This window comes from Thalassobaculum sp., from assembly GCF_040219615.1.
Lineage (GTDB): Bacteria > Pseudomonadota > Alphaproteobacteria > Thalassobaculales > Thalassobaculaceae > Thalassobaculum_A.
This window is the reverse complement of sequence record NZ_JAVJSE010000008.1, coordinates 121,042-143,793: the sequence shown is the minus strand read 5'-3', so window position 1 is coordinate 143,793 and position 22,752 is coordinate 121,042. Positions and strand designations below refer to the sequence as shown.

Genomic DNA, 22,752 nt, shown 5'->3' with positions numbered 1-22,752 from the left:
CATCGGCCTTTCCAGGCCGCGTAGGCTCGCACATTATTCCATCGTCGCCCCGGATTCTCCTGGGTCCGCAAGATTTCGCCCTCCCGCCCCGCCAGCCCCCGAGGATCCCGTGCCGTCATCGACCGCCGCCAACGCCCCGGGCCGCGCCCTTCCCGCCTCCGCCGACGTGGTGGTGATCGGCGGCGGCGTCGCCGGCGTCAGCACCGCCTACTACCTGGCCCGCGCCGGGGTCTCGGTGGTGCTGTGCGAGAAGGGCCGGATCGCCGGCGAGCAGTCGTCGCGGAACTGGGGCTGGGTCCGCAAGCAGGGCCGCGACGTCCGCGAGCTGCCGCTGATGATCGAGAGCATGCGGTGCTGGCACCAGATCGTCGCCGACCTCGACGAGGACATCGGCTTCGCGGTCGGCGGCGTCACCTACCTCGCCGAGACCGCCAAGGACCTGGCCCGCCACGAGGCCTGGCTGGAGAGCGCGCGGCCGTTCCAGCTCGACAGCCGGATGCTGAGCCCGGCCGAGGTCGACGCCATGCTGGGCCGCACCGACCGGCGGTTCCTGGGGGCCCTGCACACACCGAGCGACGCCCGCGCCGAACCGGCCAAGGCGGTCCCGGCGATCGCCCGCGCCGCCGAGAAGCTCGGCGCCGTCGTGCTGGAGCGGACCGCCGTGCGCACCGTCGACCGCGAGGGCGGCCGGATTGCCGGCGTGGTGACCGAGCACGGCCGGATCGCCTGCCGGTCGGTGGTGCTGGCCGGCGGCGTCTGGTCCCGGCCGTTCCTGGAGAATATCGGGCTGTCGCTGCCGCAGCTGGCGGTGAAGTCGTCGGTGCAGCGCACCACGCCGGCGCCGCGGCTCTCGGAGAGCACCTTCGGCGGGGTCTCGGCCTCGATCCGGCCGCGCCAGGACGGCGGCTACACGATCGCGCGCAGCGGCGCCTCGCGATTCGACGTCATCCCGGCGGCGTTCACGCATTTCCGCGCCTTCACCCCGGTGCTGCGCCGGGAATGGCGAAACATCAAGCTGCGGTTCGGCCGGCCGTTCTTCGACGCGCTCGGCCAGCGCAGCTGGCGCGAGGACCAGATGAGCCCGTTCGAGGCGACCCGGACCTGGGACCCGGAGCCCGACCATGCGCTGCTCGACGACGTCATGCGGGCGGCCCGGTCGCTGTACCCGCAGCTCGCCGACGCCAGGCCGGTCGAGCGCTGGGCCGGCATGATCGACGTGACGCCCGACGAGGTGCCGGCCTTCGGCCCTGTCGACGCGATCCCCGGGCTGTTCATCGCCACCGGGCTGTCCGGCCACGGCTTCGGGATCGGGCCCGGCCTCGGCAAGGCGATGGCCGGCATGATCCGGGGCGAGCCGGCGATGATGGACCTGTCGTCGCTGCGGTTCTCCCGGTTCGGGGAACCGGGCGGTGTCGTGGCCGGTGAGGAGGCCTGAGGGCCGCCCCGCTCAACCGCCGTCCGGCCAGGGCCGGACGACCACGGCGGAGATCGCGTTCTTCGGCGACCCGTCGATCAGCTTGTCGGAATAGATCAGGTAGACCAGCGTGTTGCGCGTTTCGTCGAAGAACCGCACGACCTGCATGGTCTTGAACAGGATCGAGGTCCGCTCGCGGAACACCCGCTCACCCTCCTCCAAGTCGGTCCCGAGGGTGACCGGGCCGGTCTGGCGGCAGGCGATCGAGGCGTCCGAGGTATCCTCGGCGAGTCCGAGCGACCCCTTGATGCCGCCGGTCTTGGCGCGCGATACGAAGCAGGAGACGCCCTTCACCTTCGGGTCGTCGAAGGCCTCCACGACGATCTTGTGGTTGGCGCCGAGCAGCTTGAAGGCAGTGCTCACCTCGCCGATCTCGTCGGCCGCCGCCGGGGCGGACAAGGCAGCGGCAGCCATCGTCAACCCGGCCAGCAATGCGCGGCCCGACCGCCAGGCACCGGAAATCCTCGCGTCCATTTTCCATCCTCGCGTGAAGCGTTGCGCCGCCCGTCGGACCGCAGGCGGTGTTCTCTCTTGAACACGCCGGGCGCAGGTGCGGTAGTGTTCCGACCCCCGCTTTCCGGCCACCGTGCCGGCGCCATCCGATCCTGCCCAGCAAGGTGTACGCCGCCATGACCGCACCGGATATTGTGATCGTCGGCGGCGGCATCAACGGCTGCGCGACCGCCTGGCAGCTCGCCCGCGAGGGTCACCGGGTGGTGGTGGTCGAGCGCTACGCACCGGCCGCCATGGCGTCCGGCTGGACCCTGGCCGGGGTGCGGCAGTCCGGACGGCACCCGGCCGAGCTGCCGCTGGCGCGCGCCGCGGTCGCGATGTGGCCGGCGCTGGCGGAAGAGCTGGGCGCAGACACCGGCTACACCCGCGGCGGCAACCTGCGGCTGGCCCGCACCGAGGACGAGACCGGGGTGATCCGGCGGCTGGTCGACGACCAGTGCGCGGCCGGGCTCGACCTGACCTATCTGGACGGCAACGACGCGGTGCGGTCGGTCGCCCCGGCGGTCGCGCCGACCGTGCTGTCCGCCTCGTTCTGCCCGACCGACGGTCATGCCGACCCGCTGGCCACGGTCGCCGCCTACCGGACCGCCGCCGAGCGTCACGGCGCGACCTTCCGGCTCGGCGAGGCGGTGCGCTCGATCGAGGTCCGGGGCGACCGGGTCACCGGCGTGGTCACCGACGCGGTGCGGATCGGCTGCGGCGCCTGCGTGGTCGCCGGCGGCGTGCATGCCAACGACCTGCTGACGCCGCTGGCCCTGACCGTGCCGCTGCGGGTGCCGATGGTGACGGTGCTGCAGACCGCCCCTGTGCCGCCGCTGCTGAAGCCGGTGCTGGGGGCGGCCAACGCCGACTTCGCGGCGCGCCAGCAGCTCGACGGCCGGCTGCGGGTTACCAGCGGTGCCACGCACTGGCACGGCGCCATGGACGACGATCCGGTGCCGGTGGTCAATCCCTCGGTCGACGGCGTGGCGCGCACCATCGAGACCGTCGCGGCCGCGCTGCCGGTGTTCCGCGAGGCCCGGATCGCCCGGGTATGGGCCGGCCTGCTCGACCTGACCCCGGACGCGCTGCCGGTGATCGAGCGGGCGCCGGAGATCGCCGGCCTGGTGATCGCCGCCGGGTTCTCGGGCCACGGCTTCGGGATCGCGCCGATGACCGCGCTGCTGCTGCGCGACCTGGCGGTCGGCGACCCGCCGCGCCTGGCGCTCGACGCGTTCCGGCGGGCGCGCTTCGCCGAGGGCGGCGGTGCCGGGCTCGACGCCGGCCTGACGCTGCACGGATGAGGGCGCTCGGATGAACAGCTTCCTGCGCAGGGCCCCGGCCGGCGCCCGGGTGACCATCGAGGTCGACGGCGAGCCGGTCGCGGCGGTCGCCGGCGACAGCGTCGCGACCGCGCTGCTGGCGGTCGGCTGCGCCGCCTTCGCCGCGAGCGGCAAGACCGGCAACACGGTCGCGCCCTACTGCCTGATCGGGACGTGCTTCGGCTGCCTGTGCGAGATCGACGGCCGCCGCCAAGCCCAGGCCTGCCTGGAACCGGTCCGCGAGGGACTGGTCGTGCGTACCGCCCGCGCCGCGGAGGCCCGGCATGACCGTTGAGAGCGTCGACCTGGCGATCGTCGGCGCCGGGCCGGCCGGGCTGTCGGCGGCGGCCGCGGCGTCCGGCGGCGGCCTGCGCACCGTGCTGATCGACGAGCAGCCGGCGCCCGGCGGGCAGGTCTGGCGCAGTCTGGAAGCGCGCGGCGGCGACCGGGCCGGCCTCGACCTGATCCGGCAGGTCCGGTCAGGCGGCACCGTCCTGCGGACCGGCACCACCCTGGTGGAGGTCGCCTTCGACGACGACGGCCCGACGCTGACCTGGATGAGCCGGGGCGAGCTCGGCCGGACCCGGGCGCGGGCGCTGGTGCTGGCGACCGGGGCGATGGAGCGGCCGGTGCCGATCCCGGGCTGGACCCTGCCCGGGGTGCTCGGCGTCGGCGCCCTGCAGACCGCCCTGAAGACCGGCGGGCTGCTGCCCGGCCGGGACGGCGGCGGCCTGGTGGTCGCCGGGCACGGGCCGCTGCCGCTGCTCTATCTGGCGCAGGTCGCCGCGGCCGGCGGAACCGTGTCGGCGGTGCTGGACACCGGGCCGCCCATCCGCTCCGTGCCCCCCCTTGCCGGGATGCTTCCGACGGCCCTGCTGGGCGATCCGGTCACCCTGGGTCGCGGGCTCCTGCTGCTGGCACGGCACGCGCTGTCGGGGGTCAGGGTGTATCGCGGCGTGCGCGACTTGGCGGCGATCGGCGACGGCCGGGTCGAGGCTGTCCGGTTCGCCGACGACCGCGGCGAGCACACCCTGCCCTGCCGCCTGCTCGGCCTGCATGACGGGGTGGTGCCGAACACCCAGGTCACCCGGCTGCTGCGGCTCGACCACGTGTGGCGCGACGACCGGCGCTGCTTCGAGCCGGTGGCGGACGACTTCGGCCGGAGCTCGCGGACCGGCGTCTGGATCGCCGGCGACGGCGCCGGGATCGCGGGCGCCGACGTCGCCCTGGTGTCCGGCCGGCTGGCCGCGCTCGACGTGCTGCGGACCCTCGGGTCGGTGCCGGAGCAGGCGTTCCGCAGTCGGGCGGCCTCCCTGCTGCGGCAGCGCGCCCGGCTCGGCGCCGCCCGCCGGCTGATCGACGCGCTGTACCCGCCGCGCGACCCGTCGGACGGGCTCGCCGACACGACCGTGGTCTGCCGCTGCGAGGAGGTGACCGCCGGCGGGATCCGGCAGGCCGTCGCCGCCGGGGCGCATGGCCCGAACCGCACCAAGACCGCGACCCGCTGCGGCATGGGCGCCTGCCAGGGCCGGATGTGCGGGCAGTTGCTGTCGCAGGTCGTCGCCCGCGAGACCGGCCGGACGGTCGCCGAGGTCGGCGCCCTGCGAATCCGGCCGCCGCTGAAGCCGGTGCCGATGGCGGCCTTCGCGACGCTCGCCGCCGCTGCCGACGCCCGCGACCCGGAGGAATGGTGATGACCGCCGCAGGACCGGACCGCGTCGACCTGGCCGTGATCGGCGGCGGCCTGATCGGGCTGTCGGCCGCGGTCGCCGCCGCCCGCGCCGGGCTGTCGGTGACCCTGGTCGAGGCCAGGACCTGCGGCCGCCACGCCTCCAGCGCCAGCGCCGGCGGGGTGCGCTCGCTGAACCGCCACCCGGCGGAGATCGCGCTGGCCCGCAGGGCCCTGGAACTGTGGCGCCGCGCGCCGGAGCTGTTCGGCGACCATTGCGGCTACGCCGAGTCCAGCCAGGTCCGGGTGGCCGAGGACGAGGAGGCGATGGCCGGCCTGGAGGCGCGGCTGGCCCGCACCCGCGACCTGGGGTGGGACCACGAGAAACTGATCGGCCGCGACGCGCTGTATGCCCGGGTGCCGTCCCTGGCCGACCACTGCCGGGGCGCGCTGGTGGTCGAGGACGACGGCTTCGCCGACCCGCTGCGCTCGGTCCATGCCTTCCGCCGGACCGCCCGGTCGCTCGGCGTGACGATCCGCGAGAACACGTCGGCCGAGGCGGTGACCGCCGAGCCGGGCGGTGTGGTCGTCGCCCTGGCCGGCGGCGCCGAGCTGCGGGCCCGGGTCGCCGTCAACGCCGCCGGCGCCTGGGGCGCCGGGCTGGCCGCCGCGGTCGGCGAGGCCGTGAAGGTCCGCCCTGTGGCCCTGCAGATGACCGTGACCGAGCCGGTGCCGGCCTTCGTGAAACCGGTGATCGGCACCCATGGCCGCAAGCTGTCGCTCAAGCAGTCCGAGCACGGCACCGTGGTGATCGGCGGCGGCTTCGAGGGCCGCGCCGACCTGGCGACCGGCGACAGCGACCTGGACTTCGCCGGGGTGACCCAGAACCTGGCCAACGCCGTGCGGCTGTTCCCGATTTTGGCCGACGCCCGGGTGGTCCGCACCTGGTGCGGCATCGAGGGCATCGCCGCCGACGACCTGCCGGTGCTGGGGCCGAGCCGCACCGTGCCCGGCCTGATCCACGCCTTCGCGTTCTCCGGCCACGGCTTCGCGCTGTGCCCGCTGATCGGCGAGGTGGTCGCCGACCTCGCCCGCGGTCGCAACCACGGCTTCGACCTCGCGCCGTTCGCGGTGGAGCGGTTCGCCTGAGCGCCGAGGCGGCCGGTGGATCCCGGAGCCGCCCGCTCGCGCGGACTCTTCGGGATGACGAAGGGAGAGGGGACGACCACATCCTCGTCATCCCGGAGGATTCGCGACAGCGAGTGGCTCCGGGACCCACGGGGCGACGGGCCGAAACGGCTACGATCCGTCCATATCGGCCGGCATGTCGAGGCTGCTCCGACCTTGCGTCTACATCCTGGCGTCGAAGCGCGGCGGCACGCTCTACGTCGGCGTCACGGCAGATCTGATCCGACGGGTCTGGGTCCACCGCGAGCGTCCCTCGGGGTTCTGCGCCCGCTACCGGGTCGACCGGCTGGTCTGGTACGAACCCCTGCCAGACATGGCCGCAGCGATCCGGCGCGAGAAGCGGCTGAAGGACTGGCCGAGGCGCTACAAGATCGCACTGATCGAGGGCACCAACCCGGAGTGGCGGGACCTGTATCCGGCGCTGACCGGGACTGAGTGACGGAGCAGCGGGTGGGTCCCGGAGCCACTCGCTGACGCGAGTTCTCCGGAATGACGAAGGGGAAGGTCGTCGACACTCTCTCATTCGTCATCCCGGAGCGAAGGGCGATCGACCCACGAGCCGACGGGCGTTGCCCCGCGCTCCCTCCCCGGTGTCTAATGCCCTTAACCAATAATTCTCAAACTCTCATCCATGACAGGGGGCAAGACGATGCTTCGACAGGTACTGACGGCCGCCGTGATGGTGGCCGGGATCAGCACGGCGCATGCCGCCGGCACCACGCTGAACGTCGGCAGCGCGACCGCCGACGCCGGCAAGCTGGACCCGCACCTCGCGACCACCACGCCCGACAAGGGGCTGCTGCACTGGATGTTCAACGGCCTGGTGCGGATCAAGCCGGGGCGCGCCAGCCCGGGCGACATCGAGCCGGACCTGGCCGAGAGCTGGACCGCCTCGGAGGACGGGCTGACCTGGACCTTCAAGCTGCGCCAGGGCGTGCAGTGCCACGGCAAGTACGGCGAGTTCGACGCCGAGGACGCGGTGTTCTCGATCAACCGGGCGTCCAACAAGGACAGTTCCAGCTTCTCGAAGGACTACGCGGCCCTGAAGTCGGTCGAGGCGACCGGCAAATACGAGGTCAGGATCACCCTCGCCAACCCGGTGCCGAGCCTGCTCGGCCTGCTGGTGCCGTATCACGGCGGCAACATGGTCTGTAAGGACGCGGTCGAGGACCTGGGCGCGCAGTACGAGCGCACGCCGATCGGCACCGGCCCGTTCATGTTCGCCGAGTACCAGCCGCAGCAATACGTGAAGCTGGTGGCCAACGACGCCTATTTCCGCGGCGCGCCGAAGCTGAAGGAGATCTACTACCGCTACATCCCGTCGGACGCGAGCCGCGACCTGGCCTTCCAGTCCGGCGAGATCGACATGATCTACGGCAAGCAGGACCAGACCTGGGTCGAGCGGATCAGCAAGATCCCGAACACCACGGTGGCGGTGATGGAGCCCGGCGAGATGTCGGTGCTCAGCCTCAACATGACCATGCCGCCGCTCGACAACCTGAAGGTCCGGCAGGCGGTCGCCCATGCGATCGACCGCGACACCATGGTCAAGTTCAAGGGCGAGGCGGTTACCCGGCCGTCGGTCTCGGTCGTTCCCGAGGGCTATCTCGGCTACACCGACGACGTCCCGCAGTACCCGTTCGACGTCGCCAAGGCCAAGGCGCTGCTGGCCGAGGCCGGCTTCCCGGACGGAGTCACCATCAAGGCGATCCACACCACCCTGCCGGGCATGCTGTCGACCATCGAGGCGGTGCAGGCGCTCCTCAAGGAGGCCAACATCAACCTGGAGATCACCACGGTCGAGCACGCCACCTTCCACGCCCAGATCCGCAAGGACCTGAGCCAGGTGGTGCACTACTCGGCGGCGCGGTTCCCGATCGCCGACGTGTACCTGACCCAGTTCTTCGACTCCGCCTCGACCGTCGGCACGCCGACCGCGGTGACCAACTTCTCGCACTGCGACGTGGCGGATAAGGAGATCCGGGCCGCCCGGGTCGAGCCGGACCCGAAGAAGCAGCTCGAACTGTGGAAGACCGCCCAGCAGAAGATCATGGCGGCGGTCTGCGCGGTTCCGGTCTACCAGAACCTGCAGCTGTGGGCCTGGAAGTCGAACCTCGACCTGGGCGTCGACGTGAAGGGCTCGCTGAACCTCAGCCCGCCGGTCACCGAGATGGCGCAGTTCAAGTAGGGCTGCGGACCGATCGGAAGCGCGGAGCGGCCGGTGGGTTCCGGCTCCGCTCCGCCTCCGGCGGCTCGGTCCGGAATGACGAATGGGAAGAGGGCTGCGGACAGCGACGGTCCGTTCCCTGCCCCACGTCATTCCGGACGGGCGCGCCGCCCCGGCACGGTCGAGCCGGGACCCACGAAACGACGGGCGCAATCATGAGGACACACCCGGGATGAGCGGATGAGCGGTTTCGTCCTCAGGCGGCTCGGCTTCGCGGTGGTCACGCTGTTCGCGGTGCTGACCATCGTGTTCTTCATCGTCCGGATCCTGCCGGGCGACCCGGCCATGGTGATCCTGGGCGACCAGGCCAGCATGCAGGCGATCGAGGCGTTGCGCGCCCGGCTCGGCCTCGATCGGCCGCTGCCTGTGCAGTACGTCGAGTTCATGGCCGGAGTGCTGACCGGCGACTGGGGCACCTCGATGGTGTCCGGCCGGCCGGTGATCGCCGAGATCCTGAAGGTGCTGCCGGCCACCCTGGAGCTGACCTTCGTGTCGCTGGTGCTGGGCGCGATCATCGGCGTGCCGCTGGGCGTCTGGTCGGCGGTCCGGCGCAACCAGCTGCCGGACTACGTCACCCGCCTGGCCTCGCTGCTCGGCCTGTCGTTCCCGGCCTTCGTGTCGGCGGTGCTGCTGCTGCTGGTGTTCGCGATCCAGCTGAACTGGTTCCCGGTGATCAGCTCCGGCCAGGGCACGACCTTCGCCGACCGCATGCGCGACCTGGCGCTGCCGGCGATCAATCTCGGCCTGATCATGGCCGCCTACATCACCCGGGTGTCGCGCTCGTCGATGCTGGAGGTGCTGGGCCAGGACTACGTGCGCACCGCCCAGGCCAAGGGCATCGCCTTCGCCACCATCATCTGGCGGCACTGCCTGCGCAACTCGATGATCCCGGTGGTCACCGTGGTCGGCCTCTATCTCGGCATCCTGATCGGCAACTCGGTGCTGACCGAGATCGTGTTCAACCGCCCGGGCCTGGGCAAGCTGATCGTCGGCGCCCTGAACCAGCGCGACTACACCATGCTGCAGGGCATGATGGTGATCTACACGCTGATCGTGGTGGTGGTGAACCTGCTCACCGACCTGACCTACGGCCTGATCGACCCGCGGGTGAAGTACAAATGAGCACCGCTTCCCCCCTGCCCGACCGCGACCTGCCCGACCAGGACCTGCGGCACGCCTACTGGCGGACCACCACGGTCGCCGCCTGGAAGGGCCTGATCGCCGCGTTCAACACCAACAAGACCTCCTGGGTCGGCCTCGGGCTGTTCGCCGCGGTCTGCGTAATCGCCATCCTGGCGCCGTGGATCGCCCCGCACGACCCGCTCGACCAGAGCATCCTGTACCGCCTGAAGCCGCCGACCGCCGAGCACTGGATGGGCACCGACTACTACGGCCGCGACATCCTCTCGCGGCTGATCTGGGGGGCCCGGATCTCGCTGGTGATCGGCCTGCTGGCGATCGCCATCGCCATGGTGATCGGCTCGGCGATCGGGCTGATCGCCGGCTACTACGGCGGCCGCGCCGACATCCTGATCATGCAGACCATGGACGTGCTGCTGGCGTTCCCGTCGCTGATCCTGGGGCTGATCGTGGTCGCCATGCTGGGCCCCAGCGTCGCCAACCTGGTGATCGCCATCGCGCTGACCGCGATCCCGCCCTTCGCCCGCATCGCCCGGGCCCCGACCATGACCGTGAAGGAGCGCGAGTTCGTCGAGGCCGGCCGCTCGCTCGGCTATTCCGACCTGCGCCTGATGCTGGGCCATATCCTGCCGAACATCCTGCCGGAGATCCTGGTGATGGGCTCGCTGTGGATGGCGACCGCGATCCGGGTCGAGGCCTCGCTGGCCTTCATCGGCCTCGGGGTGTCGCCGCCGACCGCCACCTGGGGCGGCATGATCCGCGAGGGCTTCGAGAACATCCTGGACAGCTTCTGGCTGGCGCTGTTCCCCAGCCTGGCGATCCTGATCGTGGTGTTCGCCCTGAACCTGCTGGGCGACGGCCTGCGCGACGCGATCGACCCGAAGCTCAGGGGCGAGTCATGAGTGCCGAGGCCGAGCCGATGGCCGCCCCGGTCCTGCGGGTCGCCGGCCTGTCGACCGCGTTCCGGGTCGGCGGCGAGTGGAAGACCGTGGTCGACGACGTGTCCTTCGACATCGGCGAGCGCGAGACCGTGGCGGTGGTCGGCGAGTCCGGCTCCGGCAAGAGCGTGACCGCGCTGTCGATCATGCGGCTGGTGCCGACCGCCAACGGCCGCATCCTCGGGCGCATCGAGCTCGAGGGCCGCAACCTGCCGGACCTCTCCGAGGAGCGCATGCGCGACGTGCGCGGCGGCGAGATCGGCATGATCTTCCAGGAGCCGATGACCAGCCTGAACCCGGTGCTGACCGTCGGCTTCCAGGTCTCCGAGGCGCTGCGCCGGCACCGCGGCATGACGGTGGCCGACGCCGACCGCGAGGCGCTCCGGCTGTTCGACCTGGTGCGCATCCCCGACGCCGCCCGCCGCTTCACGGAATTCCCGCACACCTTCTCCGGCGGCATGCGCCAGCGCGTCATGATCGCCATCGCGCTGGCCTGCCGGCCGAAGCTGCTGATCGCCGACGAGCCGACCACCGCGCTCGACGTCACCATCCAGGCGCAGATCCTCGGCCTGATCCGCGAACTGCAGGCCGAGATCGGCATGTCGGTGATGTTCATCACCCACGACATGGGCGTGGTCGCCGAGATCGCCGACCGCGTGGTGGTGATGTGGCGCGGCGAGAAGGTCGAGGAGGCCACCGCCGAGCGGCTGTTCGCCGCCCCCGGGCACCCCTATACGAAGCAGCTGCTGACCGCGGTGCCGAAGCTCGGGTCCCTGCGCGGCCACGCCATGCCGCGGCGCTTCCCGAACGTCGACCTGCGCCGCAGCGAGGGCGAGATCGGCGTGATCGACACCGCCGCCCCCGAGCCCGAGGACGAGCCCGACCGCCGCGGCGCGCCGATCCTGGAGGTCGCCGGCCTGACCACCCGCTTCGCGGTGCGCGGCGGCCTGCTCGGCCGGCCGGTCGGCGCGGTGCACGCGGTCGAGGACGTGTCGTTCAGCCTGCGCGCCGGCGAGACCCTGGCGCTGGTCGGCGAGAGCGGCTGCGGCAAGTCGACCACCGGCCGCTCGATCCTGCGGCTGGTCGAGCCGGCCGCCGGCACCATCCGCTTCGAGGGCCAGGACCTGATGGAGCTCGGCAAGGCCGACCTGCGGGCCGTGCGCCGCCGGCTGCAGATGATCTTCCAGGACCCCTATGGCAGCCTGAACCCGCGCAAGACCGTCGGCGCCGCCCTGCGCGAGCCGATCGTGGTGCACGGCATCGCCGAGGGAGCCGCGGCCGACCGCCGGGTCGCCGAGCTGCTGCTCAGGGTCGGGCTCGAGCCGGACCACGCCATCCGCTTCCCACACGAGTTCTCCGGCGGCCAGCGCCAGCGCATCTGCATCGCCCGCTCGCTCGCCCTGCAGCCGAAGGTGCTGGTGGCCGACGAGTCGGTCTCGGCCCTCGACGTCTCGATCAAGGCCCAGGTCATCAACCTGATGATGGAGCTGCAGGCCGAGATGGGCCTCGCCTACCTGTTCATCAGCCACGACATCGCGGTGGTCGAGCGCATCAGCCACCGGGTCGCGGTGATGTATCTCGGCGAGATCGTCGAGATCGGGCCGCGCGCCGCCGTGCTCGACAACCCGCAGCACGAGTACACGAAGCGGCTGATCGCCGCGGTGCCGGTGCCGGACCCGAGCCTGCGCCGCGCGCGCGGCGGCCTGATGACCGAGGAGATCAAGAGCCCGGTGCGGCCGCTCGGCTGGGAACCGCAGCCGGCGCCGATGGTGCAGGTGGGGGCGGAGCATTTCGTGCGGGAGGGGTGAGATCGACTGCACCCGGCATCCGGGATAGCCTTCGCCGACAAGGCGCAGAGGCTAGGCATCCCCGGTCCGGGGGCTCGGCGGCGCGGGAGCGCCGATATCGCTCTTGAAGTATGATATCAATCGCCCAATTCTGATAGCGTCGCAGTCACCCTGTCGAGGACGCCATCATGGCCGCTGTCACCATCCGCAACCTCTCAGAGGAGGCACATCGCGCCCTGAAAGTCCGCGCGGCCCGACACAATCGCAGCACCGAAGCGGAGATGCGCGCCATTCTGGAGGCCGCCGTGCGTCCCGAGGGCCGGCTGCTGCTCGGCACCGCCCTGTCGAAAGCGAGCCGCAAGTTGGGTCTCACCAATGCCGATATCGAGGCCCTCGAACAGATCCGCGACGCGCGTCCCGCCGAGCCGATGCGCTTCGAATGATCCTGCTCGACACCAACCTCGTCTCCGAGGCGATCAAGCCCGAACCCAACCCATCGGTTCTCGCCTGGCTCGACGCGCAGGCGGCCGAGACTCTGTTCCTGTCCAGCATCACCGTCGCCGAGCTTCTCTTCGGCATCGGCGCGCTGCCCGACGGCAGGCGAAGGGACATGCTGGCAGCGCGGATCGATGGCTTGCTGGACCAGTTCGTCGGACGCGTCTTGCATTTCGATACCGCCGCGGCGCGGCGCTATGCCGACCTCGCCGTCAGGGCGCGGGCGACTGGAAAGGGCTTCCCCACGCCCGACGGCTACATCGCCGCGATCGCCGCCGCGCACGGATTCGCCGTTGCATCACGCGACACGAGTGCGTTCCATGCTGCAGGCCTGACGGTGATCGATCCCTGGACCGTTACGCGCTGAACAGCAGAACCGCCGCGGCACTCGGGCCCCGGGGAGACACCGATAGATTTCCCCCGCCCCATGGTCCCCCCAGGATCGGCAGCGGAACGGATGATGGCCTTATCCCTCGTCCGCCCGGAGCGTCGAAGCCGGCGATTCACGCAGGCCGGGCAGCTTCTCCTGGATGACGTTCCAACCGATGTCCCGGTTCACACCGAAGTTCCGCGTCCTGCGTCTTGGTGTCTTCGAGAAAGGCCTCGTAGCTTTGGCCCTTGGTGTAGTCGGAGATCTGGTTGATCGCCTTGAGGATGTCCTCGACCAGTTCCGCATCCTGGCGGTTCAATTGAGTCTTCGCCGACACCCCACCAGGGGACGACCCTCACCCCGCGACCATCATCCAGACCCCGTACCCCGCCATCGCCGCCCCGCTCACCCGCGCCACCCATTCCCCGCGCGGCAGCAGCTTCTCGGCCAGCACCAGCAGCGCCAGCCCGGCCACCCACAGCAGGTTCATCACCCCGACCGCGAACAGCGCCGTCAGCAGCCATCGGTCGGCGGCCGCCGGCTCGCGGCGGTGCAGGGAATTACGGTGACAGTGCACTCGGCTCAACGAGCATCGTGATGCCGGAGCGGGCGTCGAGTGCACGACCTGAGGCGACATAGCACGAGGGCCGGCGACGCAACTCCGCAATACCGAGACCGTAGCTCAGAGCCGTTCCGGGATGACAATACTATACTCGTATCGTATCGCTACACTTGTATAGCAACCGACGGAGCCGCCCCATGCTCGCTCTCCGACTCCCGGCCGACCTCGAAGCCCGCCTCGACGCGCTCGCCAAGCGCACAGGGCGCAGCAAGAGCTACTATGCCCGCGAGGCGATCACCGCGCATCTCGATGACCTCGAGGACATCTACCTCGCCGAGCAGCGGATGAGCGACCTCGCCGCCGGCCGCAGTGACACGGTCCCGTTGACGGAACTGATCGAGCGCCATGGCGTGGAGGATTGAGTTCGAGCGCGCGGCCTCACGGGAACTCGACAAGCTCGGGCCCGAGGCCGCGCGCCGTATCCTGCGCTTCCTGCGCGACCGCATCGCCCCGCTCGACGACCCGCGCAGCGTCGGCCAGGCGCTACGCGGCGACCGGTTCGGCGACTTCTGGAAGTACCGCGTCGGCGACTGGCGCCTGATCGCGCATATCGACGACAGCACGGTGCGGATCATCGTGGTACGGGTCGGGCATCGGCGCGAGGTGTACCGGTAACGTCGCCGGACGCACAGATCGCCGCGAACCGCCGCCGTCCCGGTGCATTGTCCCTTCCAGAAACCCACACCCCACCGGAGCCTCCCATGACCTTCCTCTCGCGCTGGCAGCCGCAGCTTCTCTCGGCGCTTCGGATCATGGCCGGGCTGCTGTTGCTGCAGCACGGCACCGCCAAGCATCTGGGCTTCCCGGTCGGGCCGATGAACGACGTCGCGACCTTCAGCCTGGGCGGCATCGCCGGGCTGCTCGAGCTGGTCGGCGGGGCGCTGCTCGTGCTCGGCCTCGCGACCCGCCCGACCGCCTTCGTGCTGTCGGGCCTGATGGCGGCCGCCTACTTCATCGCCCATGCCCAGCGCGGGTTCTTCCCGATCCTGAACGGCGGCGAGCTGGCGGCGCTGTACTGCTTCGTGTTCCTGTACATCGCCGCCGCCGGCCCGGGCCCGTGGAGCGTCGACCGCCTGCAGCGGCGGGATTGAGCCGCGACGGCGCGTCATCCCCCGAATGAGCGGCAGGGGCGCGTGCCCCTGCTTCTCGGCGTGACCGGTCAGCCTCCGGTGGCCACCACCAGCCAGACCCCGTATCCCATCATCGCCGCCCCGCCGGCCCGCGCCACCCACTCCCCGCCCGGCAGCAGCTTCTCGGCCAGCACCAGCAGCGCCAGCCCGGCCACCCACAGCAGGTTCATCACCCCGACCGCGAACAGCAGCGCCATCAGCAGCCAGCAGCATCCCAGGCACCACGCACCGTGCTCGACCCCCATGGCGAAGGCGCCGCCGGGGCCGGGGCGCCAGCGGTTCAGCAGGAAGGCGAAGGGCGAGCGGCAGTTGCGCAGGCAGGCCTGCTTCAGCGGGGTGACCTGGTAGATCCCGGCGGCCACGAACAGCGCGCCGCCGAGCAGCGCGCTCGACGCGGCCATCGCCGGCGACAGCAGGGCCAGCCGGTCGAGCCCCCATTGCAGCGCCGTGGCGGCGGCCGAGAACCCGGTCCACACCGCCAGGTAGCCGCACGCGAACAGCGCCGTCGGCAGCCAGCGGTCCCGGGCCGCCGGCTCGCGGCGGTGCAGGGCGGCGAAGGTGAGCATCATCGGCGCCGCGCCAGGCAGCATCATGCCGGCCATCATCACCGACCACATGGCGAAGGTCACCGCGGCCAGCGCCGGCGTCCAGGCCATCGGCATCGCCATGCCCGGCATCGCACTCATGCCCGCCATCTCCGGCATGCCGCCGTCGAACGCCACCAGGTACAGCCAGGCCAGCGCGGTCACCCCGGCGACCGCCGCCAGGACGATCGTGCGCTCGCGCAGCGGCAGCCGCGGCAGGGTCGCGCCGCCGCCGGCCATCTACGCCGCCCAGGCGAACGGCGCGAAATGGCCGTTGTTGCGCTGGCCGATCATCTCCAGGTCCAGGCCGAAGCCCTCGACCCGGTAGCTCTTGGCGCGCGCCAGCGCCAGCCGGCGGCCGGCCGGGTGCGAGGTGTTGTCGATGAACATCGGCTGGTCGCCGCCGTGGCGCGGGATCACGCCGGCGATCTCGAAGGACAGCACGCCGGGGATCTCGACCGAGCGCCGGGTGCCGTCCATGCGGAAGTCGATCGGCCGGAACTCGACGCCGCGGAAGTCGCCGACCAGCTTGCTGCGGATCATGCCGGGGGTGCCGCCGGCCTCGCCGCCGACGATCGCCGAGAGCGCCGCGCGCTGGGCCGCGTCGGCGCGGGCGTCGACCACGCAGCCGAGCACCCAGTCGCCGTCGGCCATCACCTTGCCGCTGCGGATCAATAGCGCGAAGCTCAGGCCGTCCAGCTTCACGCCGCCGCTGCTGCCCTCGTCGATGCGGAACACCAGCGACGCGGTGCAGTTGTCCAGGGTCGCCCCCTCCTGGGGGCTGGTATAGATGCACGGGCACAGGTAGTCGCAGTTGCAGCTTTCCATGTACTCGCCGCTGATCCGCCAGTCCGGCTCGGCCATGCTCGCCTCCCGCTCTCCGCCGTCGCGCGCCCCCCCGGTTCCCCCGGGACCGCCGGACCATACTAGGGCGCCGGCGGGGGCGCGGCCAAGGTCGCCGGACAATCCCCTGGCGCCGGGTCGGGCAACCGGGCGAAGATGAGCGGGGCGCAGGTGGGGTCTTCGATAACCGAGCGGAGACTCGACGGATGCGACTCTTCCTGATGCTTCTGGGCGCCGCCCTGTCGATCGGCGCGCTGGCGTGGTGGGTGTTCCTGAACGGCATGGCCGCCAGCTGGAACACCAGCAACGCCAGGCCCTCGATCCAGTGGCTGACCGGGGAGGCGGTGTACATGTTCTGGCTGCCCTTCGCGGTCGGCCTGGTCGTCGCCTACTTCGGATGGAAGCGGGCATAGCGCCATGGCGGCGGCCGGCCGCCAGGTCTGCCGGTCACGGGGCGACGGTCGGCCGGCGGCTGTGCTAACCATGGCCCGCAGGCCCGTCCCTGCCCCGCCATCTTCGCGCCCACCGTCCAGGAGCCCTCCCATGCAGACCGTCACCACCCAGGGCATCGCCATGCCCAAGCTCGGCCTCGGGACCTTCAAGCTGACCGGCGACGCCGGCCAGGCCGCCGTCGAGAGCGGGCTGGCGGTCGGCTACCGCCACCTCGACACCGCCGAGATGTACGGCAACGAGGAGCAGGTCGGCGCGGCGATCGCCGCATCGGGCGTTGCGCGCGATGACCTCCACGTCACCACCAAGGTCTGGCACGACCACCTGGCGCCCGACGCCATCCGCCGCGCCCTGGACGACAGCCTGCGGAAGCTCCGGCTCGACCATGTCGACCTGTACCTGGTGCACTGGCCGGCGCCGGGCATGGACCTGGGGGCGATCTTCGAGACCCTGGGCCGGCTGAAGGAGCAGGGCCGGATCCGGGCGCTCGGCGTCGCCAACTTCACCCTGCCGCTGCTGCGCAAGTCGATCGACGAGATCGGCGCGCCGGTCGCCTGCAACCAGGTCGAGTACCACGTCTATCTCGACCAGTCGGCGGTGCTCGGCTACCTGCGGTCGAAGGGCGTGCCGCTGGTGGCCTACTGCCCGATGGCCCAGGGCCGGGCGGCGGACGACCCGGTGCTGGCGAAGATCGCGGCCAGGCACGGCGTCTCGGCCGGCCAGGTCGCCCTGAAGTGGCTGCTCGACCAGGACGGCGTCTGCGCCATCCCGAAGTCGTCGCGGGCCGCCGGCCAGTGCGCCAACCTGGACGCCTGGTCGGTCACGCTCGACGACGCCGACCGCGAGGCGATCGCCGGCCTGCCGAAGGACCGGCGCTTCGTGAACCCGGCCTTCGCCCCGGCCTGGGACTGACCGTTCCGGCGAACCGACGGCGAGCGCCGGCATTGACGATACCGAAGCCGGCCGCCCGCCGGGCGCCGCGCCACCAACCGGAGGATCCATGACCGAAGCCGGACCGGCGGTGCTCGTTCTGCTCGGCCATCCGCGCGGTCGCGACAGCCTGTGCGGGGCGCTGGCCGAGGCCTATGCCGAGGGCGCGAGCGCGTCCGGCTGCCGGGTCGAGACCGTCGACCTGTCGGCCCTGCGGTTCGACCCGAACGTGGTCGAGCCGAGCCCGCGCGGGCAGGCGCTGGAACCCGATCTGCAGGCACTCAAGGAATCGGTCGAGCGGGCCGACCACCTGGTGCTGGTGTACCCGAACTGGTGGGGCACCATGCCGGCGCTGCTGAAGGGGGCGCTCGACCGGCTGCTGGTCCCGGGCTGGGCGTTCGAGGAGACCACCGGCGGCCTCGGCTTCGAGGGCCGGCTCGGCCCCCGCACCGCCGAGCTGCTGACCACCATGGACACCCCGGCACTGGCCTACCGGCTGTTCTACGGGTCGCCCGGCCGCAGGGCGATGGCCGACGCCACCCTCGGCTTCTGCGGCATCGAGACCACCTGCTTCACCCCGTTCGCGGTGGTCAAGGACTCGACACCGGCGCAGCGCCGGGACTGGATCGAGAAGGCCCGGCGGCGCGGCGAGAGCCTGGCGCGCGGGCCGCGGCCGCCGCTGCACGCCGCCCTGCGGACCGCCGGCTCGTGGCTGCGGGCGCTGCGGCTGCAGTTCTACCCGATGACCCTGGCGGCCTACGCGGTCGGCGCGCTGATCGCGGTCCGGGAGTCGGCCCTCGAGCAGGCGGCGTTCTGGCTCGGCTACCTCATGCTGTTCCTGCTGGAGGCGGCGACGGTGTTCGCCAACGACCTGTTCGACCGCGACAGCGACCGCCGCAACCGGCACTACGGGCCGTTCTCCGGCGGCTCGCGGGTGCTGGTCGACGGCCGGCTGACCGAACGCGAGCTGGGCCGCGGCGCCGTCCTGGCCGGGGCCGGGGCGGCCGCGGTCCTGGGGCTGCTGGCCCTGCACGGGCTGCCGCCGGCTGCGGTGGCGGTCGTCCCGGTCCTGGCGGTGCTGGCGATCGGCTACACGGTGCCGCCGCTGAAGCTCTGCCACCGCGGCCTCGGCGAGCTCGACGTGGCGCTGACCCACGGCTTCGGCGTGCTCTATGCCGGCTACGCCCTGCAGGGCGGCGCGCTGGCCGACCCGCTGCCCGCGCTGGTGGCGCTGCCGCTGTGCCTGGCGGTGCTGCCGGCGATCCTGCTCGCCGGCATCCCGGACCACGCCGCCGACCGGGCCGCCGGCAAGCGCACCCTGGTGGTGATCCTCGGCATCGACGGCGCGTTCATCGCCGCCGCCGGCCTGGCGCTGGCGGCCGCCGGCACGGCGGTCGTGCTGCTGGGCGCCGCCGGGGTCGGTCTGCTGGCCGGGGTCGCCCTGGTCGCCCCGCTGCACGCCGCCTGGCTGCTGCACGCCATCCTGCGGACCCGCCGCAAGGTCCGCGCCGCCGCCCGGATCGACGGCCTACTGGTCAACGCCCTGCTCTACATCGCCTGGTTCGTCGTCCTGCCGCTGCTGGCCCTGCTGGCGTGAGGCGGCCGCTACCGCGGCGGCCCGACCTTCCGGCAGTAGACGACGTTGCACTGGTAGAGCGTGTCGTCGGTGGGCAGGACCACGCCAAGCGCGATCCCGACGATGTGCAACGGCGCCAATGTGAGGGGAGCGAGCAGGAACTTCAGGGTCGGGCTTGTCGGCAGCACCGTGTGCCAGACATAGGCCGCCAGGATCTGGAAGATCGTCTCGACGTTGTTGCCCGCCTTGGCGTGGCCCGCGACCTCGAAGCCGTTCTTGGTCAGCAGCTTCACGATCCCGTAGGACGTATAGCGGGCGTAGTCGTAGGGCCGTTCATGCTCCGGCCACACGAACGGCAGCGTGACCAGCAGGGCGCCGCCCGGCCGGATCACCCGGTTGATATCCCCGATCAGCTCGTCGAGATGAGAGACGTGCTCGAACACCTCGGTGGCCAGGACCGCGTCGAAATGGCCATCCGCGAACGGGATCGATCTGCCGTCGTAGAACAGGTCGATGCGTGAGGTCGTGTGGTCATGCCCGCTCACTTCGACGTCGAGGCCGATGTATTCCGGGACGTCGAACAGGTGACGGTATGGCTGGCTGCCGCAGCCGAGGTCGAGCATACGCTCGCCCGTGATGTCGCCGGCGTAGCGCCTCAGGCATTGCAGCAGGCGGCGGCGGATCGTGTAGTAGGGGTTGAAGAGCAGTCCGATCAGGCCCGGCTCGAAGCCTTCCTTCTGAAACACCGACCAGAGCCAGGACCTGATCCTCTCCATCCACCGCGCCCCCCGCTTCATGTAATTTCCGCTGTGCCTACGGTACCAACTGTCCGATCGAAAGGCTCCGGGTCACCTGACGATTGCCGGGCCGCCGGGTGCCGCCCACGGACTCCCGCCAAGCCCTGCTTCGGTCACCGCAGCGGCCAGCATCGCCGCGCCGCCGCCCGAGTATAGGGCAGCCGTTCCACCAGCGACGCGCACACCCCGCCGGTGTCGACCGCGACGGCGCGCCGGGCGATCGCCTGGAACGCGATCTTCCAGGCGCTGCCGGACTTGGCGACCAGCGCCGGCTCGGCCGCCGGATCGATGCCGACGCGGCGCAGATGGGTGTCGTCGAACGGCATCACCCGCTCGGAGGTGAGCACGACGGTCAGGCCGAAGCCGGTCCGTACCACCGCGACGTCGCCCATCGGCACCTGCTGGCCGGTCATGTAGGCGCCGTCGCGGACGTAGCGCACCGCCGACTCGTCGAACACCACCGCACCCTCCAGGACGACCGGCGGGCCGTGCAGGGCCGGCAGGGTGCGGCCGCCGACCGGGCCGGCGAACCCTGCCCGGCCGCGCGCCGCCGCCACCGCATCCGGGTCCCAGATCACAACCGTGCCGGCGACCCGGCGACGGACCATCTCGGCCAGGATCGCGGTACCGTCGCCGGGCGCGCCGCCGCCGACATTGTCGGCCGGCTCGACCAGCACGACAGGACCGGCGCCCGGCTCGGCGGCGATCGCCACCGCCTCGGTCACCGGCACCAGCGCCGGGCGGAACTCCTCGCGCGCGGCTTCCAGCATCGCCGCCACCGCGTCGACCTCGCGGGCCAGCGCCTCGGGATCGCTGCCGTAGCCGGTGACCGCGATCCCCAGGTGGTCGACGTCGGCATAGGCGAAGCCCTGGGCGACCGACACCACGTCCACCCCCGGCACAGCCTCGGCCGCCGCGACCCGGGCCATGACCGCGGCCATCGGCGGCTCGGCGGTCGCCTGCATCTGCGGCACGGTGATCATCGCCAGCTTGCGGAACGCCTTGGCCGGGCGGGTGCCGTCGGCCAGCATCGCCGCCAGCCGGGCCGCCGCCTCCACGCCGCGCGCGCCCATGTCGGTATGCGGGAAGGTATCGTAGCCGACCAGCAGGTCGCAGGCGTCGACCAGAGCCCGGGAGACGTTGGCGTGCAGGTCGTAGGTCGCGACCAGCGGCGCGCCGGCCGGCAGCGCCGCGCGCACCCTGCGGGCCAGCTCGGCGTCGGCCTCCGGGAAGCCGTCGGCGACCATCGCGCCGTGCAGGGCCAGCAGCGCGGCGTCGGGTCGCTCACGGCGCGCCGTGGCGACGATCCGCTTCGCCAGAGCCTCGAACGCGTCGCCGGTCACCGTGCCGGACGGGATGGCGCCGGCGAACAGCCCCGGCACGACCGTCAGCCCGGCCGCGGCCAGCCCCGCCAACATGCCGCCGATCTCGGTGTTGGTCCCGCCGTAGCACGCCGCCAAGCCCGAGCCCTCGGCCCACTGGTAGGCCCGGAACGCCGCCAGGCCGGTCGCGATCGGCGAGAAGGTGTTGGTCTCGTGCCACAGCCCGGCGACCAGGATCCGCGCCGTCATTCCCGCCCTCCGCAACCGGTCGACCCGGTCGAGGCTAGCACGACCGACCCACTGCGATATCGGTTGAGCCGCCGGCGTTCGGCCTGTCATATGCAACCATGATCAAATCGCTTGCGAACAACCCGCCGCTGCTCGGCACGGTCTCGGCAGTGATCGCCGTCTTCTGCTTCTCGATCAACGACGTGGCGATCAAGTTCATGTCCGGGAGCTATGCGCTGCACCAGGTCGTGCTGTTCCGCGCGATCATCGGCATGGCCGTGCTGCTGGCGGTACTGCTGCCGCTGTCGGGCGGGTTCGCGGCGCTGCGGACCCGACGCCTCGGTCTGCACCTGCTGCGCGGCGGCTGCGTGGTGTTCGCCAACATGTCGTTCTTCCTCGGCCTCGCCACCCTGCCGCTGGCCGAGGGAGTGGCGATCTTCTTCGTCTCGCCGCTGGTGATCGCGGTGTTCTCGGTGGTGTTCCTGGGCGAGCATGTCGGTCCGCGCCGCTGGGCGGCGATCGCGGTCGGCCTGCTGGGGGTGCTGATCGTGCTCAGGCCCGGCACCGAGGTCTTCCAGTTCGCCGCGCTGTGCCCGATCGCCGCCGCCTTCGGCTACGCCTCGCTGCACATGCTGACCCGCTACATCGGTCGGACCGAGAGCGCGCTGGCCATGTCGTTCTACATCCAGGTCACCTTCATCGCGGTGTCGGCGGCCATGGGCCTCGCGGTCGGCGGCGGGCAGTTCGGCGGGACCGGCAACGCCTCCCTCGACTTCCTGCTGCGGGAATGGGTGATGCCGGCCCCCGGGGACTGGGCAGTGCTGGTGGTCATCGGCGTCGCCTCGGCGTTCGGCGGGTTCTGCATCAGCCAGGCCTACCGGGTCGCGGCGGCGTCGGTGATCGCGCCGCTCGAGTATGTGGCGATCCCGCTGTCCGTGCTGTGGGGCGTGGCGGTGTTCGACGAATGGCCGGACGGCGTGGCACTGCTGGGGATCGCGCTGATCGCCGGCTCGGGGCTGTTCATGGTCTGGCGGGAATCCCGGATTCGGGCCGCACGGGTCTCCGACACCCCGCGCTACCGGCGCTGACGGCCGGCCCCGCGGTTCCGGCCGCCCACCCCGGTTCCCAGGCGCGCACCCAGGGTCTATCGTGTCCGTCCCACCTTCCG

At 71.7% G+C, this 22,752-nt stretch carries 26 protein-coding genes; 19 read left to right on the top strand and 7 right to left on the bottom strand.

Going from position 1 to position 22,752, the window contains the following annotated elements; translation table 11 throughout:
* The first annotated feature begins 109 nt into the window (after positions 1 to 109).
* Positions 110 to 1,435, top strand: a complete 1,326-nt coding sequence (locus RIC31_RS03775) for an NAD(P)/FAD-dependent oxidoreductase (RefSeq protein WP_350103241.1) — start codon at positions 110 to 112, stop codon at positions 1,433 to 1,435.
* Positions 1,436 to 1,447: 12 nt separating this feature from the next.
* Here the strand turns inward: RIC31_RS03775 and RIC31_RS03770 are convergent, their stop codons facing one another.
* Positions 1,448 to 1,948 carry a CreA family protein gene (locus tag RIC31_RS03770; protein WP_502989920.1) on the bottom strand — a complete coding sequence of 167 codons (501 nt, stop codon included), beginning with the start codon at positions 1,946 to 1,948 and terminating at the stop codon, positions 1,448 to 1,450.
* 155 nt (positions 1,949 to 2,103) lie between these two features.
* Between RIC31_RS03770 and RIC31_RS03765 the strand changes: the two genes are divergently transcribed.
* From RIC31_RS03765 to RIC31_RS03715, 11 genes are all read left to right on the top strand, one after another.
* Complete coding sequence (locus tag RIC31_RS03765; protein WP_350103240.1) at positions 2,104 to 3,270, top strand: NAD(P)/FAD-dependent oxidoreductase; 1,167 nt, start codon at positions 2,104 to 2,106, stop codon at positions 3,268 to 3,270.
* Positions 3,271 to 3,280: 10 nt separating this feature from the next.
* A complete protein-coding gene (locus RIC31_RS03760; protein WP_350103239.1) occupies positions 3,281 to 3,583 on the top strand; it encodes a (2Fe-2S)-binding protein in 303 nt (100 codons plus the stop codon).
* Positions 3,573 to 4,982, top strand: coding sequence for an FAD/NAD(P)-dependent oxidoreductase (locus RIC31_RS03755; RefSeq protein WP_350103238.1), 1,410 nt, complete (start codon positions 3,573 to 3,575; stop codon positions 4,980 to 4,982). Before RIC31_RS03760 ends, RIC31_RS03755 begins: the two co-directional genes overlap by 11 nt.
* The gene (locus tag RIC31_RS03750) at positions 4,982 to 6,106 is read left to right on the top strand and encodes an NAD(P)/FAD-dependent oxidoreductase (RefSeq protein WP_350103237.1); all 1,125 of its coding nucleotides are present in this window, start codon (positions 4,982 to 4,984) and stop codon (positions 6,104 to 6,106) included. Before RIC31_RS03755 ends, RIC31_RS03750 begins: the two co-directional genes overlap by 1 nt.
* A gap of 175 nt (positions 6,107 to 6,281) precedes the next feature.
* Complete coding sequence (locus RIC31_RS03745; protein ID WP_350103236.1) at positions 6,282 to 6,584, top strand: GIY-YIG nuclease family protein; 303 nt, start codon at positions 6,282 to 6,284, stop codon at positions 6,582 to 6,584.
* 210 nt (positions 6,585 to 6,794) lie between these two features.
* Complete coding sequence (locus tag RIC31_RS03740) at positions 6,795 to 8,333, top strand: ABC transporter substrate-binding protein (protein WP_350103235.1); 1,539 nt, start codon at positions 6,795 to 6,797, stop codon at positions 8,331 to 8,333.
* A gap of 219 nt (positions 8,334 to 8,552) precedes the next feature.
* Positions 8,553 to 9,494 (top strand): ABC transporter permease, encoded by a 942-nt coding sequence (locus tag RIC31_RS03735; protein ID WP_350103234.1) that lies wholly within the window; start codon positions 8,553 to 8,555, stop codon positions 9,492 to 9,494.
* A complete protein-coding gene (locus RIC31_RS03730) occupies positions 9,491 to 10,414 on the top strand; it encodes an ABC transporter permease (protein ID WP_350103233.1) in 924 nt (307 codons plus the stop codon). The genes RIC31_RS03735 and RIC31_RS03730 overlap by 4 nt, the downstream gene beginning before the upstream one ends.
* The gene (locus RIC31_RS03725) at positions 10,411 to 12,258 is read left to right on the top strand and encodes an ABC transporter ATP-binding protein (protein ID WP_350103232.1); all 1,848 of its coding nucleotides are present in this window, start codon (positions 10,411 to 10,413) and stop codon (positions 12,256 to 12,258) included. Before RIC31_RS03730 ends, RIC31_RS03725 begins: the two co-directional genes overlap by 4 nt.
* 167 nt (positions 12,259 to 12,425) lie before the next feature.
* Positions 12,426 to 12,680: a FitA-like ribbon-helix-helix domain-containing protein gene (locus RIC31_RS03720; RefSeq protein ID WP_350103231.1), complete on the top strand. Its 255-nt coding sequence runs from the start codon at positions 12,426 to 12,428 to the stop codon at positions 12,678 to 12,680.
* The gene (locus RIC31_RS03715) at positions 12,677 to 13,099 is read left to right on the top strand and encodes a type II toxin-antitoxin system VapC family toxin (RefSeq protein ID WP_350103230.1); all 423 of its coding nucleotides are present in this window, start codon (positions 12,677 to 12,679) and stop codon (positions 13,097 to 13,099) included. Before RIC31_RS03720 ends, RIC31_RS03715 begins: the two co-directional genes overlap by 4 nt.
* A 136-nt stretch (positions 13,100 to 13,235) precedes the next feature.
* Here RIC31_RS03715 and RIC31_RS03710 read toward each other — a convergent pair whose 3' ends face one another.
* Positions 13,236 to 13,421: a HepT-like ribonuclease domain-containing protein gene (locus RIC31_RS03710; RefSeq protein WP_350103229.1), complete on the bottom strand. Its 186-nt coding sequence runs from the start codon at positions 13,419 to 13,421 to the stop codon at positions 13,236 to 13,238.
* Between the two features lie 36 nt (positions 13,422 to 13,457).
* Positions 13,458 to 13,679 (bottom strand): copper chaperone, encoded by a 222-nt coding sequence (locus RIC31_RS03705; protein WP_350103326.1) that lies wholly within the window; start codon positions 13,677 to 13,679, stop codon positions 13,458 to 13,460.
* 182 nt (positions 13,680 to 13,861) lie between these two features.
* Here RIC31_RS03705 and relB point away from each other — a divergent pair, with 182 nt between their 5' ends.
* The 3 genes from relB to RIC31_RS03690 all read left to right on the top strand — a co-directional run bounded on the left by relB (position 13,862) and on the right by RIC31_RS03690 (position 14,815).
* Entirely contained in the window at positions 13,862 to 14,086 is a 225-nt protein-coding gene (relB, locus tag RIC31_RS03700) for a type II toxin-antitoxin system RelB family antitoxin (RefSeq protein WP_350103228.1), read from the top strand.
* Entirely contained in the window at positions 14,070 to 14,339 is a 270-nt protein-coding gene (locus RIC31_RS03695) for a type II toxin-antitoxin system RelE family toxin (protein WP_350103227.1), read from the top strand. The genes relB and RIC31_RS03695 overlap by 17 nt, the downstream gene beginning before the upstream one ends.
* A gap of 86 nt (positions 14,340 to 14,425) precedes the next feature.
* Positions 14,426 to 14,815: a DoxX family protein gene (locus RIC31_RS03690; protein WP_350103226.1), complete on the top strand. Its 390-nt coding sequence runs from the start codon at positions 14,426 to 14,428 to the stop codon at positions 14,813 to 14,815.
* Positions 14,816 to 14,883: 68 nt separating this feature from the next.
* On the opposite strand, the gene RIC31_RS03685 is transcribed toward RIC31_RS03690, so the two are convergent.
* Together RIC31_RS03685 and RIC31_RS03680 are read right to left on the bottom strand one after the other, a co-directional pair.
* Positions 14,884 to 15,678: a DUF2182 domain-containing protein gene (locus RIC31_RS03685; protein WP_350103225.1), complete on the bottom strand. Its 795-nt coding sequence runs from the start codon at positions 15,676 to 15,678 to the stop codon at positions 14,884 to 14,886.
* Positions 15,679 to 16,302, bottom strand: coding sequence for a DUF1326 domain-containing protein (locus tag RIC31_RS03680; protein ID WP_350103224.1), 624 nt, complete (start codon positions 16,300 to 16,302; stop codon positions 15,679 to 15,681).
* A 185-nt stretch (positions 16,303 to 16,487) separates the two neighbouring features.
* Here RIC31_RS03680 and RIC31_RS03675 point away from each other — a divergent pair, with 185 nt between their 5' ends.
* The 3 genes from RIC31_RS03675 to RIC31_RS03665 all read left to right on the top strand — a co-directional run bounded on the left by RIC31_RS03675 (position 16,488) and on the right by RIC31_RS03665 (position 19,258).
* A complete protein-coding gene (locus tag RIC31_RS03675) occupies positions 16,488 to 16,694 on the top strand; it encodes a hypothetical protein (RefSeq protein WP_350103223.1) in 207 nt (68 codons plus the stop codon).
* A gap of 130 nt (positions 16,695 to 16,824) precedes the next feature.
* Positions 16,825 to 17,643: an aldo/keto reductase gene (locus RIC31_RS03670; RefSeq protein ID WP_350103222.1), complete on the top strand. Its 819-nt coding sequence runs from the start codon at positions 16,825 to 16,827 to the stop codon at positions 17,641 to 17,643.
* Positions 17,644 to 17,731: 88 nt separating this feature from the next.
* Positions 17,732 to 19,258 (top strand): NAD(P)H-dependent oxidoreductase, encoded by a 1,527-nt coding sequence (locus tag RIC31_RS03665; protein WP_350103221.1) that lies wholly within the window; start codon positions 17,732 to 17,734, stop codon positions 19,256 to 19,258.
* 8 nt (positions 19,259 to 19,266) lie between these two features.
* Here the strand turns inward: RIC31_RS03665 and RIC31_RS03660 are convergent, their stop codons facing one another.
* Complete coding sequence (locus tag RIC31_RS03660; RefSeq protein WP_350103220.1) at positions 19,267 to 20,013, bottom strand: class I SAM-dependent methyltransferase; 747 nt, start codon at positions 20,011 to 20,013, stop codon at positions 19,267 to 19,269.
* A 134-nt stretch (positions 20,014 to 20,147) separates the two neighbouring features.
* Entirely contained in the window at positions 20,148 to 21,605 is a 1,458-nt protein-coding gene (locus tag RIC31_RS03655; protein WP_350103219.1) for a M81 family metallopeptidase, read from the bottom strand.
* A gap of 98 nt (positions 21,606 to 21,703) precedes the next feature.
* Here RIC31_RS03655 and RIC31_RS03650 point away from each other — a divergent pair, with 98 nt between their 5' ends.
* Positions 21,704 to 22,672, top strand: coding sequence for a DMT family transporter (locus RIC31_RS03650; RefSeq protein WP_350103218.1), 969 nt, complete (start codon positions 21,704 to 21,706; stop codon positions 22,670 to 22,672).
* Positions 22,673 to 22,752: the final 80 nt, after the last annotated feature.